General features: G+C 57.3%; 9 protein-coding genes. 5 read left to right on the top strand and 4 right to left on the bottom strand.

From position 1 onward, the window contains the following. The 3 genes from ACR0ES_RS12110 to ACR0ES_RS12120 form a co-directional block, all read right to left on the bottom strand. The gene (locus ACR0ES_RS12110; RefSeq protein WP_480870809.1) at positions 1-2,403 is read right to left on the bottom strand and encodes a GcvT family protein; all 2,403 of its coding nucleotides are present in this window, start codon (positions 2,401-2,403) and stop codon (positions 1-3) included. A gap of 110 nt (positions 2,404-2,513) precedes the next feature. Continuing rightward, positions 2,514-3,143: a glutathione S-transferase family protein gene (locus ACR0ES_RS12115; RefSeq protein WP_480774024.1), complete on the bottom strand. Its 630-nt coding sequence runs from the start codon at positions 3,141-3,143 to the stop codon at positions 2,514-2,516. A 19-nt stretch (positions 3,144-3,162) separates the two neighbouring features. Next, positions 3,163-3,660, bottom strand: coding sequence for a class I SAM-dependent methyltransferase (locus ACR0ES_RS12120; protein ID WP_480870811.1), 498 nt, complete (start codon positions 3,658-3,660; stop codon positions 3,163-3,165). A gap of 233 nt (positions 3,661-3,893) precedes the next feature. On the opposite strand from ACR0ES_RS12120, the gene ACR0ES_RS12125 reads away from it, so the two are divergent. The 5 genes from ACR0ES_RS12125 to ACR0ES_RS12145 are packed head-to-tail and all read left to right on the top strand — an operon-like array spanning position 3,894 to position 11,118. Beyond that, the gene (locus ACR0ES_RS12125; RefSeq protein WP_480870813.1) at positions 3,894-5,666 is read left to right on the top strand and encodes an ABC transporter ATP-binding protein; all 1,773 of its coding nucleotides are present in this window, start codon (positions 3,894-3,896) and stop codon (positions 5,664-5,666) included. Then, positions 5,659-7,572, top strand: a complete 1,914-nt coding sequence (locus tag ACR0ES_RS12130; protein WP_480870815.1) for an ABC transporter substrate-binding protein — start codon at positions 5,659-5,661, stop codon at positions 7,570-7,572. The genes ACR0ES_RS12125 and ACR0ES_RS12130 overlap by 8 nt, the downstream gene beginning before the upstream one ends. A 14-nt stretch (positions 7,573-7,586) precedes the next feature. Then, positions 7,587-8,615 carry an ABC transporter permease gene (locus ACR0ES_RS12135; RefSeq protein ID WP_267363792.1) on the top strand — a complete coding sequence of 343 codons (1,029 nt, stop codon included), beginning with the start codon at positions 7,587-7,589 and terminating at the stop codon, positions 8,613-8,615. Further along, positions 8,612-9,766, top strand: a complete 1,155-nt coding sequence (locus ACR0ES_RS12140; protein ID WP_480484049.1) for an ABC transporter permease — start codon at positions 8,612-8,614, stop codon at positions 9,764-9,766. Before ACR0ES_RS12135 ends, ACR0ES_RS12140 begins: the two co-directional genes overlap by 4 nt. Then, positions 9,763-11,118 carry a CoA transferase gene (locus tag ACR0ES_RS12145; RefSeq protein WP_480870817.1) on the top strand — a complete coding sequence of 452 codons (1,356 nt, stop codon included), beginning with the start codon at positions 9,763-9,765 and terminating at the stop codon, positions 11,116-11,118. The genes ACR0ES_RS12140 and ACR0ES_RS12145 overlap by 4 nt, the downstream gene beginning before the upstream one ends. Positions 11,119-11,206: 88 nt before the next feature. Here the strand turns inward: ACR0ES_RS12145 and ACR0ES_RS12150 are convergent, their stop codons facing one another. Continuing rightward, complete coding sequence (locus ACR0ES_RS12150) at positions 11,207-13,588, bottom strand: mechanosensitive ion channel domain-containing protein (RefSeq protein ID WP_480870819.1); 2,382 nt, start codon at positions 13,586-13,588, stop codon at positions 11,207-11,209. Between the last annotated feature and the right edge of the window lie 264 nt (positions 13,589-13,852).

Below are 13,852 nucleotides of genomic sequence, written 5' to 3' on the forward strand. Positions count from 1 at the left end.
TCAGCCCCGCATCGCTTTGCCCTGAGGGTCGTAGGGCGACGGTGCAATTACCCGCGCCGGACATTCCACCCCTACGACATGGACAGACAGTTCCGTACCCGGGTCCACCTTGTCACGGTCAATCAAGGCCATTGCCAACGACTTGCCGGTATAGTGCCCGTAACCGCCTGAGGTCACAAAACCCACGCGTTCGCCGCTGGCCCAGACCGGTTCATACCCGCTGGCGTCGGCGTCCAACGCATCGATTTCCAGTGTTACCTGTACCTGCGCCGGGCCATTGCCATCCCGTTCGGCCAACGCGGCCTCCTTGCCGACGAAATCCTTGTCCCAGTCGATCCAGCGATCCATGCCGGTCATACCGGGTGTGTAAGCCTGCGTGAACTCTGCCGACCAGATGCCATAGCTCTTCTCAAGCCGCGTTGACAGCATCGCATTGAAACCGCACTCGCGGATTCCCTCTTCTGCACCAGCTTCCAGCAAAATGCGGCGCAGTTTGATGTGATCGCCATAGCGGCAGTTGATTTCATACCCTTTTTCGCCGGTCACCGACATACGAGCCACGCGGGCACGGACGAGACCGATGTCGAAATCACCGCAGCCCATGAATTTCAGACCCGAGATATCCTGTTCGGCCAATTTTTCGACCACCGCCTGCGATTTTGGTCCGACCACGGCGAACCCGCAATACTCCTCTCCCAGGTCGCGGACGGTGACCCCATCCATCATATGATCGTTGAACCATCGCATATGCCAGGCGCGCAGGTAATAGCTGCCCATGATCCACCAGGTGCCATCGCCCCAGTTCAACACGGTCAGATCGCCTTTGAGCCGCCCATCCTCACCCAGCATCGGCGCCAGTTTGGCACGACCCGGGGCGGGCAGTTTCGATGCCATAACGTTATCCAGCCAAGCCTCGGCATTTGGGCCCGAAACCTCAAAGCGGGAAAAACCCGTGATATCCATCAGGCCCACGCCCTCACGGATGGTCCTGCATTCAGCGGCCACGATGTCGTGCGCGTTCGAACGTTTGAGCGTTGGCGTTTCCTCGAACCCTTTGGGCGCGAAATACAGCGACACCTCCAGATCCCAGCTGACACCCCATTTGCATCCGGCCTCGGTCATCGCGTCATGCGCCGGAGCCATCTTCAGCGGGCGACCCGCAGGCAATTGCTCGTTCGGGTAGGTCATCACAAAGCGGCGCGAATAGAACTGGCCAGTGGTTTCACGAATATACCGCTTGTTCTGTGCGAAATCACCATAGCGCGCCACATCCATCGGCCATGCATCCGCTTCGGGCTCACCATGGATCATCCATTCGGCCAGTGTTTTCCCAACGCCACCACCTTGCAGGAACCCGGCCATCACCGCGCAGGCGGTCCAATAGCCGCGCTTGCCCGGAACCGGACCAACCAGCGGGTTACCATCCGGTGAGAACGTGAACGCACCATTGACCCATGTCTTGATGCCCACGTTCTGAATCGACGGATACCGCTCAAAGCCCAGCGTCAGTTCGTTCTCGATCCGGTCAAGCTGTTCCTGAAACAGTTCCTCGCCATAGTTCCACGGCGCGCCATCCATCGCCCAGTGTTCGTGATCGACCTCGTAGATCCCAACCAGAACACCCTTCTGGTCCTGCCGCATATAGGTGAATCCTTCGAGGTCCACAGTCATCGGCATCTCGAAATCCGCCTGCGCAACTTCTGGCACAGTGTCTGTGATCAGATAGTGGTGCTTCAACGGTGAGACTGGCAACTCTACCCCGGCCATACGCCCAACCTGCTTGGCCCAGAGCCCGGCCGCGTTGACCACATGTTCACAGGTGATCGTGCCCTTATCGGTCACAACCTGCCAACCATCATCTGTCTGGATCAGCTCTTCGACCTTGGTTTCCTCGTAATATTCGGCACCACGTTTTCTGGCCGCAGTCGCATAAGCCTGAACAGTGCCTGTCGTATCGATATACCCTTCGCGATCCGCCCACATCGCGCCCAAAACACCGTCGGTTGACATGATTGGGCAGCGTCTTTGTGCCTCTTGCGGGGTCAGCAGCTCGCAATCATCAATGCCGATTGACTGGAAGATGCGGTAATTGGCCTGCAACCACTCCCAGCGTTCAGGCGTACCGGCCAGCGTCAGACCACCGGTCATGTGCAAACCGATATTCTGGCCCGATTCTTTTTCGATCTCACTCAGTAGGTCAATTGTGTAGGCCTGCAACGAGGCCATGTTCGGATCCGCGTTCAGGGCATGGATGCCGCCCGCTGCATGCCAGGACGATCCCGATGCCAGCCGCCGCCTCTCCAGCATGACCACATCGGACCAGCCGAATTTGGCCAGATGATACAGAACCGAAGCACCAACGACGCCCCCACCAATGACCACTACGCGATATTGGGATTTCATCCCGACCTCCCTGAACAGAATCTGAGAAGACGCTAGTGGCACTGTTCAGTTCTGTCTAGACATTTATGTACAGTACGGAATGCGAGAACTCTGCCGAATGCTTTGCAAACCTAAAGCTGGGCGCTTGGGCGGGCTTTCACGCTTTCAAACCAAACCTGCGTGTTCGTATTGCCGTCCGGTATCCGCATCTTAATGACGCGCGCGAAATCGACAAAAACAAAAGTGGATATATCCGCCAGAGTGAATACATCGCCCGCAACATACGCGCTTTGCATCAACCGCGCCTCCAGCAGTTCAAAAAATGACGCAACCCGCTCGCGCCCACGCTGCGCCAGTTCGGGGATCTGCGCATGATTAACCGTGCCGGGAATAGCACGGTCTTTGAACGCCGGATGGCTGTTGCGTAAAGCTTCAGCGATGGGCGCACCGCCCTGCTGCTCGGCAATTGCGTTCCACATCAGGACCAACCCTTTTTCATCAGCGGTCCGGCCCATCAAGGGCGGCTCGGGGAAACGCGCTTCAAGATACGCGGCGATGCCAAGATTTTCGGTCAGGACTGCGCCGTCATCCGTTACCAGAACCGGGATTGTGGCCCGGGGGTTCACTGCACGAAACTCAGTGCTCAACTGCGCGCCCTCAGCAATCGAGATTTCGTGCGTTTCGATGTTCAACCCTTTTTCCGCGATGAACATGCGGGCACGGCGCGGGTTTGGGGCCGTAGAGCAATCGTAGAATATCATGCAGGCCCCTTCTCTCTGGTCAACGCCGATAGATGAAACAGCGCCCTTCGACGGCACCCTCGGGCAACGGCATTTCCTCCAGCGCCTCGAAATACATCCGGTCACTTGAAACCATTAATCCACCCGGTGCCAGCAAGGGCTCGATCAACGGGGAAACAAGCCGCGCAAAGATGTCGTTCTTTTCGCGATTATGCCCCCCAAGGTCTGCATGAATCAGGCTTGCTGTCGGTCCAAACCTGTCGACCGCCGCTGGCAGCGTCTCGCGCACATCCCCCAAGATCACCCGATCCTCGGGCGGGGTTGAATCAGGGTGCGAAGCCACCGCGCGTTCGAAAACAAAGACAGGACGTCCATCGATATGCTGCACAAGATGATGATAGGTGCGCCCATTGCCCAACCCCAGTTCAAACACCGGGCCAGCCATGCCTGCCGTTTGCGCAATCGCGTGATCCAGGCAGGCGCGCTGCGACACCATACGATCGATAAACAAGTCCAGACGGCTTTGATTCTTGGACACCGGCAAATATCTCCTTGATACCAATCGAAAGCATAGATGCCCCCGACACCGCCTTAGATGACAAATTCTCAAGACTTTGTGTAGCGACGAAGCCCAAAGTTTCACATTTTCGCGACATTTCAGCCCAAGAACGGGTTTGACTAGACATGCGGAACCGCGCGACACTGACGAAAAAATCACGGGGAGTTGAAACGACCGATGTCACCAAGCGGCCAAACGGTTGGAAAACCTGCATGAGCGCGTTGTTGTGCGTCAGAGACCTCAGCATCGGCTTTGGTGCGGGCAGTTCCGTGGTCACGGATGTGAATTTCGATGTCAAACCAGGGGAAACCTTGGCGCTGGTCGGTGAATCGGGATCGGGTAAAACCATCACGTGCCGGGCCGTCTTGCGGATTCTGCCGCGAACGGCCCAGATACGCAGCGGCACGATAACTCTGAATGATTCCAAGGGCACATGTAACCTGACAGCGGTCACCGAGCGGGAAATGCGCGGCATCCGTGGCAATCGCGTTTCGATGATCTTTCAGGAGCCTATGCGATCACTGTCACCTCTGCACAAGATTGGGAATCAGGTCAGTGAAGTCCTGTGGCTGCATCGCGGGCTATCTGAGTCTGAGGCGCGCAAAAAGGTCCTGACGCAGTTCGAGCGCGTGGGCTTTCCAGATCCACAGCGTGCCTATGACTCCTACCCATTCGAACTGTCGGGCGGAATGCGCCAACGCGCCATGATTGCGATGGCCATGGTATCCAAACCCGAGTTGCTGATCGCGGACGAGCCCACCACCGCGCTGGATGTGACCACGCAAGCGCAGGTTTTGGGGCTGATCAAGGAATTGCAGCGCGAGACCGGCATGGCGCTTATTCTGGTGACCCATGATCTGGGCGTGGTTGCCAACATGGCAGAACAGGTTGTAGTCATGCACAAGGGCCGCATCATGGAGGCTGGCCCGGCCGCACCAATCCTGACCTCCCCCGCGCATCCATATACCAAACAACTGTTTGATGCGGCGCCGGAAATTCCAGACCAGGATGCTGTGGGTATACCGATGCCGGACGACGATCTGATCCTTCAGATGAAGGGTGTCTCCAAAACCTACACGATGCGGTCCAGCAAAGGGTGGCAGGCCGACAAGGAAATCTATGCGTGCAAAGGGGTCGATCTGAATTTGGCACGCGGCAAGACGCTGGCCATTGTCGGTGAAAGCGGATCAGGTAAAACAACAGCCGCGCGGATCGCATTGGGTGCGGAACTGCCCGATCCCGGTGGAGAAGTCCTGTTTCGCACCGTGCCGAATGCCGATCCTATCACAGTGCACAACATGACCCGCGCCCAGCGCACGGCGTTTCAGCGCAATGCGCAGATGGTGTTTCAGGATCCCTACAGCTCGCTCAGCCCGCGGATGCGCATTCAGGACGCGATGACCGAGCCGTTGGAAATTCACCGTATCGGAACAACGGCCGAGCAGCGCGACAAGGCCGCCGAGATGTTGCAGCGCGTCGGCCTGACAGCCGACATGCTGAAACGCTATCCACACGCCTTTTCGGGGGGGCAGCGACAACGTCTGTCGATAGCCCGCGCCATGATGCTCGACCCGCAGCTCATCGTGTGTGACGAACCCACCTCGGCGCTGGATGTATCGGTGCAAGAGCAGATTCTGACCCTGTTGGAAAATCTACAGGACAGCCTGAACCTGTCCTATCTGTTCATCTCGCACGATCTGGCTGTGGTCGCGCGGATCGCCGACGAAGTTGCCGTGATGCGTCGCGGCCTGATCGTCGAGCAAGCACCACCCGAAACTCTTTTCTACAATCCGCGCCACCCCTACACCAAAGCGCTGATTGCCGCTCAACCCGAACCCGACATCAATCGCCCGATCGACCTGCAAGTGGTTTCCTTGGGCGCCGGCGCGCCGGACAGTTGGGATGAAGCCTTTCGTTTCTCGGACACCGTGATACCCTCATTGGTGGAATTGGAACCGGGCCATAAGGTACGTTGCCATGTTTAAGACCACTCGCCCCCTGATCCTGGCCGCTTCGCTGGCGCTCATCGGGATGCTGCCCGCCACGGCAGAGACAATCCCGACGCCGCAGGAAAGCGCGTTCTGGAACGCAGAAGTAGAAGCGGGCAATCTGCCACCCGTTCAGGAGCGCCTGCCAGCGGACCCGCTGATTGTAGATCTGGCAGCAAAGGGTCGCGAGTTCGGCAAACAGGGCGGCACCCTGCGCACCATGATCACGCGGTCCAAAGATATCCGCCAGATGGTTGTCTATGGCTATGCCCGGCTGGTCGGATTCGACCAGAACTACAAGATTATCCCCGATTTGCTGGCGTCGTTTGAAAACGAAGACGGCCGCAAGTTCACCCTGAAACTGCGCGAAGGGCACAAATGGTCAGACGGTTCTCCGTTTACGTCGGAAGATTTCCGCTATTGGTGGGAAGACGTTGCCAACAACAAATTGCTCAGCCCGTCAGGCCCGCCGGATTTTCTGATTGTCGAAGGCAAATCACCCACCGTTACCTTCCCGGATGAAACCACGGTAATTTTCGAATGGGAGGACCCTAACCCGGGTTTTCTACAATCGCTGGCTCAGGCACGACCACCCTTTATCTATCGCCCAGCAGCTTTCCTGAAACGATATCACGAGAAATATGCCGACCCCGAGGAACTTGCCTTTCTGGTCGACGATGCCCGCGTCAAAAGCTGGGCCGCGCTGCACAACAAGCTCGACAACCTGTACAAGTTTGACAATCACGAATTGCCCACGTTGCAGCCGTGGCTGAACGCAAGTTCCGGCAAGAAAATCCGCCACAATTTCGTACGTAACCCCTATTACCACCGTATCGACAGCAAAGGGGTTCAACTGCCCTATATCGATGTGGTCGAGATGGAGATCGTTGCCCCCGGTCTGGTCGCTGCCAAAACCAATGCAGGGGAAAGCGACCTGCAAGGCCGGGGTCTGGATTTCCGCGACGCTTCGATCCTGAAAAAAGGCGAAGCGCAAGGCGGCTACAAGACATTGCTGTGGAAAACCGGCGTTGCGTCGCAAATCGCGATCTATCCGAACCTCAATTTCGAGGATGACGTCTGGCGCGATGTGCTGCGTGACGTCCGTGTACGGCGCGCCCTGTCCGTTGCCATCGACCGCGAGACAATCAACCAGGCTTTGTATTTCAAGCTTGCGCATCCCGGCGCAATGTCGGTTCTGCCTGCCTCGCCCTTTTATGATGAGAAGAATGCCACCGCATGGGCCGGTTACGATGTCGGCCAGGCCAATGCGTTGTTGGATGAGGTCGGCCTGACCAAGCGCGACAAGAACGGTATTCGCCTGCTACCGGACGGGCGCCCAATGGAGCTGGTGATCGAAACCGCTGGCGAGCGGCAAGAGGTTGAAAACGCCCTTCAGATCGTTACTGACACCTGGCGCGAGATCGGGGTCAAGCTGGTCATGCGCCCGTTGGATCGCGATATCCTGCGCAACCGGGTGTTTGCAGGTAACTCGATGGCATCGGTCTGGTATGGGTGGGATGACGGTATCCCGCAGGCGCACACGTCCCCGGCGTATCTGGCACCCACCGATCAGGTCTTCTTGGCCTGGCCAAAATGGGGCCAGTTTTATCAGACAGGTGGTGAAGCCGGGGAAGCCCCCGACATGCCCGAGGCAGAACGCCTGATGCAACTGGCCCATGACTGGGAGGTCGCAACTACCGATGACGAACGCAAGGAAGTCTGGACTGAGATGCTGAGAATCCACGCCGACCAGCTTTATGCCATCGGTATCCTGAACGGAGCACCCCAACCGATTGTCGTGTCGAACCGTCTGCGCAATGTGCCGGAACAGGCCATGTGGGCATGGGAGCCCGGTGCGCATTTCGGCGTTCACCGCCCGGACGAGTTCTTTTTCGCCGACTAAGCAGGAGCAGCTAAATGGTCATGCTGCGCTATGCGGTGTATCGCTTTTTCACGATGCTGCTGACATTGTTGGTGGTCTCGGTCCTGATTTTCATAATCATCAACCTGCCGCCCGGTGATTACCTGAGCAACCAGATTGCCGAGCTTCAGGCCTCGGGCCAGTCAGCAGGTGTCGCCAAGGCCGAGTTTCTGCGCGCCGAGTACGCTCTGGATCGCCCGATGTGGGAACAGTACCTGATCTGGGTGGGCTTCTGGCCGGGACCGCACGGATTTTCGGGTCTGATCCAAGGTAATTACGGCTGGTCATTTGAGTTCGACCGGCCTGTATCTGAAATCGTGGGCGACACGCTTTGGCTGACGGTCGTCGTCAACCTGGCCGCGATCCTGTTTGTTTATGCCGTTGCTCTTCCCCTGGGTGTTATTGCTGCGGCGCGATCACGGACATGGATTGATTATACCTCGGCCTTTGTGGGTTATCTGGGGCTAGCGACACCCAACTTTTTGTTGGCCCTGATCCTATTCTACTACGGGCATCGGTATTTCAACCTGCCTATCGGCGGCCTGATGGATCCGCAATTCGAAGGTCAGCCGCTGAGTTGGGACAAGATGAAATCTATTCTCATCCACCTGATCGTTCCGACTTTTGTCATCGGAACCTCGGGCGCATCGGCGATGATGCAGCGCCTGCGGGCAAATATGCTCGATGAACTGGGGAAACCCTATGTGGAAACGGCCATTGCCAAAGGTATGGCGCCGTCGCGGATGCTGACGAAATATCCGTTGCGCGTGGCATTCAACCCGTTCGTTGCGGATATCGGTAACCTTCTGCCATCTATGGTGTCGGGATCGGTTCTGGTGTCAGTCGTTCTGGGCTTGCAAACCATCGGGCCGACTTTGCTGACAGCACTGAAAACGCAGGACCAATTCCTGTCCGCGTTTATCCTGATGTTTGTCGCGCTGCTGACGCTTATCGGCACGATGATCTCGGATATTCTGCTGGTGATGCTGGATCCCCGCATACGATATGAGGGGCGCGAAGCATGACCGATACTCCTGACAACCGCTACGTCGATGACGCGCCGTTTGATCCGCAGGCGTCGATACAGCAACTGGAACGCGCCGATCTGGATGCCCCCAACTGGGTATTGGTCTGGCGCAAGTTCCGCACGCATAAGCTGGGTCTGATCTCGGGCATCTTCCTGCTAATGTGCTACCTGATGCTCCCATTTGCCGGTTTCATCGCGCCGTATGGCCCGAATGACCGGAACGGAGAGCATCTGTATGCGCCACCGCAATCGGTGAACTGGTTTTACGAAGGCGCTTTTATCGGCCCCCATGTTTTTCCAATCGTCGCCGAGGCGGATCTGGAAACCTTCCAGTGGAAGTTCGTCCCTGACACTGACGACCCGCGCCCGATCCGGTTCTTCTGTGAAGGGTCCGAATATCGACTTGCGGGTCTTATCAAGACAGACAGGCATCTTTTCTGCGCGCCGGATGGTGCCACCTTGTTCCTCTGGGGGTCCGACAGGCTGGGTCGCGATATCTTCAGCCGCATCCTCTATGGGGCGCAGCTGTCGCTGACCGTGGGGCTGATCGGTATTTCGGTATCATTCTTTCTGGGTATCCTGTTCGGTTCGATGGCCGGCTATTTCGGTGGCCGCATCGACTGGGTCATCAACCGGGTCATCGAAATTCTGCGTTCGCTGCCGGAATTGCCGCTGTGGCTGGCACTGTCTGCCGCCGTGCCATCGAACTGGAGCCCGGTTGCCGTATTCTTCATCATTTCGATCATCCTCGGCATCCTCGACTGGCCAGGACTGGCGCGTTCAGTTCGTGCAAAGTTCCTGTCACTACGCGAGGAAGAATACGTTCGTGCGGCAGAAATGATGGGTGCAAGCTCGGGCCGGGTGATCCGTAAGCACTTGTTGCCGAATTTCATGTCTCATTTGATTGCATCAGCCACCCTGTCGATCCCGGCAATGATACTTGGGGAAACGGCGCTTAGCTTTCTTGGCCTGGGCCTTCGTGCACCAGCGGTCAGTTGGGGTGTGATGCTGAATGACGCGCAAAACCTCGCATCGATTGAGATCTACCCCTGGACGGCAATCCCGATGCTTCCGATCATCGTGATCGTACTGGCTTTCAACTTTCTGGGTGACGGGTTGCGCGACAGCCTTGACCCTTATCAGCAATGAGCCTTCTTGCCACCCTTCCCGCCGTCGACCGATATCGCAAGGTCGGCACAGGCGCTCTGCCAAGTGCTTTTGCCGTCTCCGAACTGGCGACAGCCAGCTTTGCAGCCGTTGGGCAAGAGATGGCCCGCTTTATGCAGGCGCTGAACCTGACCCAGAAAGCCCCCGAGATCGCCGTCGACCATCGGCTGGCATCGTTGTGGTTCGGCTATTCCTTCAAGCCCGACGGCTGGGAAATGCCAAACCTGTGGGATTCGGTCGCGGGGGATTACAGGGCGTCAGATGGCTGGATCAGGCTGCACACCAACCTGCCGCGCCATCGCGCGGCAGCGATGAAGGTTCTTGGCACCCCGCCAGAGCGTGAAGCTGTGACAAAAGCCGTCAGAACCCGGGCCATATCCGATTTGGAAACCGATATTGTGGCCGAAGGCGGTGTGGCCGCTGCCATGCGCAGCCGGACCGAGTGGCTTGAACATCCGCAGGGCCGCGCTGTATCGCGCGATCCGTTGATTGGTTGGCAAGGCCCCCGGTACGTCAAGCTACGCGAGAGGCCGCAGGCAACCCCTGCAAGACCTCTTGCCGGGTTGCGGGTTCTTGACCTGACGCGCGTTCTGGCAGGTCCGGTATCGACACGCACATTGGCCGGTTTCGGGGCCGAGGTTTTGCGGATCGATCCGCCCGGTTGGGACGAACCCGGCGTGATCCCTGACATTTCACTAGGCAAACACTGTGCTTATCTCGATCTGAAATCGACCAACGACATGGAAAGGCTGCAAGAACTTCTGCCCCAAGCGGATGTATTCGTTCATGGGTACCGGCCCGGCGCTTTGGACGCACTTGGCCTGACCCGCGCCAAGCGCGATGAACTGGCACCGAACAGGGTCGAGGTGACGCTGAATGCCTATGGCTGGCAAGGCCCCTGGTCGACCCGGCGCGGGTTTGACAGTCTTGTCCAGATGAGCGCGGGAATTGCGCATGCGGCCATGGAGTGGGCTGACGCCGACAAACCGACGCCATTGCCGGTACAAGCTTTGGACCACGCAACCGGCTACCTGATGGCCGCCGCCATTCTTTCTGCTCTGGCCGAGGCCGCGTCGGGCAATTCCATTATGCATGCTCATCTGTCCCTTGCCCGCACCGCCGAGCTTTTGGCGGTTCTCGGCAAAGACGACGTCGAGGCAGAGACCATTACTCCGACGCCCACGGATTACTCTCCTGCGACAGAAGCTTCGGGCTGGGGACCGGGGCACCGTCTCAAACCAGCGCTTAGCCTCGGTGACACTGTGCTACAATGGGATTTACCCGCGTCGAAACTGGGCACATCCGAACCGGTCTGGCCCTTCACTTCCAACTGACCCAACCGTCGCGCGAAACGCGCAGCCGGACCTCACGCTGTCGGTGGCACCTCATCCGAGGCGCAATTCAGAGCGTCGGAAGGCCTTGCTAACGGTCGTCACCGCCTGGTCCGATATCGTCTAGATAATCCTCGTCAATCGCAGCCTGAACAGCCCCCGTTACGGCTTCACGCTGTTTTGGTGTCAGGTCTTCCGCCTCTTTCCCATCTGCCAATCTTACAGTGACTTCGCGATGTGCAAACTTGATCCCTTCGCGCGCGAACAACTCGCGTATGTCCTGATAGACCTTTTTGCGAACCAGCCACTGATCACCCGGTTTCGTCATGAACTTGACCCGGATGATCATCGCCGAATCTTGCATCTCGATCACGCCCTGCGACTTCAGCGGCTGGATGAAATTGTCTCCGATTACAGGATCGGTCAACAACTCCTGTCCCAGTTTCTTGATCAGTTTGCGGACCTTCTCGACATCGGTGTCATAGGTCACGCGCAGCGGCAGCTTCATGATTACCCAATCGCGCGAGTAGTTGGTCAGCACTTTGATCTCGCCAAAGGGGATGGTGTTCAGCGCACCCAGATGGTGGCGCAGTTGCATGGACCTGACCGAGATTTTCTCGACCGTGCCTTTCACATCCCCAATGTCGATATATTCTCCTTTCCGGAACGCATCATCCAACAAGAAGAATGCGCCGGAAAAAATGTCGCGCACCAGCGTTTGTGACCCGAACCCCACGGCCAAACCAACCACACCGGCACCCGCAAACAGCGGGCTGACGTTAATACCCAGTTCCATCAGGACTATCAGAACGATTGTAACCACGACAACGGCCAGAATTGCGCCCCGGAAAAGCGGCAACAACGTTGCCAGACGGCTTTGCCCGCCTTCGCCACCTTCGTCGCCCAGTTCAACCTCGGTGCCATCGTCGGATTCTTCAGCGATTTTGCTGTCGATCCAAATCCGAAAGAAGTGAAACAGGATGTACCCGATGAACAGGACAACCATCACATCCAGCGCACGTTCAACCGGCAGATCCTCGCTCCAGTCCGCGTTCGGGTACCATATCACGACAAGCGCATAAGCCCCGAGCACGAAAGCCAGAATTCCGGCTACCCGGCGGGCCAGGTCTTCATAAGTCAGAAGATGCTGCTTCGGTTGTTCGGGCTCGGGTATATCCGTCGCCATGACGCCTTCTTCCGCTGCGGCGGCTTCCCCGTTTATTTCGCTAATCATGCGCGAGCGGTCAAAATATCGCTCCAGCAGATAGTTCATTGCACCATAGGCCACGACCACGGACATGAAGATCATGTAGCTGCTTGCAATCAGCGGCAGCGGCGTCGGATGCTCCAGCGCCAGATCAACAGCCAGACGGAACCAGCTGAACACGACATAGATGATCAACGCCGGTGCCCAGCCGAAGGACACAAACCGCAAAAGCCATGACACCTGTTCGGATGCCCGCCCACCCCGGATCGCGTTCGAGATTGCACGGGCGTTGAACAGGATCATTAGTATGTTGCCCAGCGCGCCCAGCATTGTCAGACCGCCATACACCATGGCGTAGACGTTGTAGTTCAGTCCAAAATCCGCGACCCAGGTGGAAAACAGGACGACCGAAATATCATAGGTCGCCAGCACGGACGCCCAGATGTACAGCCTGCGCGCATTCTTGTCCGAAAAGGGCGGTAATCGATATTGGCTCAGATAAGGCGACAGGACCATGCGCCACAGGTCCGACACCGTGCGCGACAGGAAAAAAGCCGTAAAGATGGCGGTGATCGTGAACTGGACCGAGATATCCTCGGCCTCGCCAAAGATCAGATACCCGACGATCAAAGCCATGATCATTGCAAAGACCGTAGCACCGATCCCCATCAGGAACCGGAACAGCAGGAACGGCATCTTTTCCCGATAACCCTGTGGTTCGTCCTTGATCCGCGCCACCACCCAGCGGCGCGCGAACCGTTTCCCGTAAATCTCGATCGACAGCCACCGCCCAAGTAACAGGAACAGGATATTCCAGCCCAACACCTCGACATAGGTCTGGATTCGGCCATCCGGGCTGGTCTGGCGCAGGATGTATTGTACTTCAAAAATAGAATAGGGCAGCGCCTCGAGCCTCGATTGCATCGACTCACGGAACTTCGAGAACCGCTCTTGCGCCTTCATCAGTTGCGAACCGTCACCCATTGGGTTGCTCGAATCGCTGTCTGCGCCCCCCGAACCTGCATCCTTTCCGCCTGCCGTTGTCACAACCTGACCGGCACTGTCGATGACAATGACACTTGCGCCCGCATCGCTGGCCGCGCGGATTGCAGCGGCCAGATCACTTTCCTTGTCGGCCTCGGACGAAGTGCCCGACCCTGAAGGATATCCGGGAATCAAAGATGACTGCGCCAATGCACCAGTGGAAATGCTCAGGAAAATGGCCCAAAACGCCAAAAAAAATGCGGCCAGAAAGTTATTTCGCATTGGGTCGTGCATCCAGTTTTTGCCGATATTGGTCAGATTACAGAAGCGTTTCAAGCAGTTCAAATACTCGCATCGAACCGTCTCAATATCGTGTTTGGACGTGTTCTTGGCGCACTCTGATGAGCGCAGGTGTTTTCAATCTTTCAATAATTGAATATGACCAAGCAAAGGTTTCTGGTCGGCCTCGATTGTCTTCATCGTTCTCATTAGGCGATCTTGTCTGGCGGTGGTGCGATATGTCGCGAAACAGTCAATACGCTGTTG

The organism is Ruegeria sp. N7 (assembly GCF_056531345.1).

Bases quoted from the DNA above. Each gene is read 5' to 3' on its own strand.
- ACR0ES_RS12110 (WP_480870809.1), bottom strand. From the start codon at position 2,403: ATGAAATCCCAATATCGCGTAGTGGTCATTGGTGGGGGCGTCGTTGGT.
- ACR0ES_RS12115 (WP_480774024.1), bottom strand. From the start codon at position 3,143: ATGATATTCTACGATTGCTCTACGGCCCCAAACCCGCGCCGTGCCCGC.
- ACR0ES_RS12125 (WP_480870813.1), top strand. From the start codon at position 3,894: ATGAGCGCGTTGTTGTGCGTCAGAGACCTCAGCATCGGCTTTGGTGCG.
- ACR0ES_RS12130 (WP_480870815.1), top strand. From the start codon at position 5,659: ATGTTTAAGACCACTCGCCCCCTGATCCTGGCCGCTTCGCTGGCGCTC.
- ACR0ES_RS12135 (WP_267363792.1), top strand. From the start codon at position 7,587: ATGGTCATGCTGCGCTATGCGGTGTATCGCTTTTTCACGATGCTGCTG.
- ACR0ES_RS12140 (WP_480484049.1), top strand. From the start codon at position 8,612: ATGACCGATACTCCTGACAACCGCTACGTCGATGACGCGCCGTTTGAT.
- ACR0ES_RS12145 (WP_480870817.1), top strand. From the start codon at position 9,763: ATGAGCCTTCTTGCCACCCTTCCCGCCGTCGACCGATATCGCAAGGTC.
- ACR0ES_RS12150 (WP_480870819.1), bottom strand. From the start codon at position 13,588: ATGCGAAATAACTTTCTGGCCGCATTTTTTTTGGCGTTTTGGGCCATT.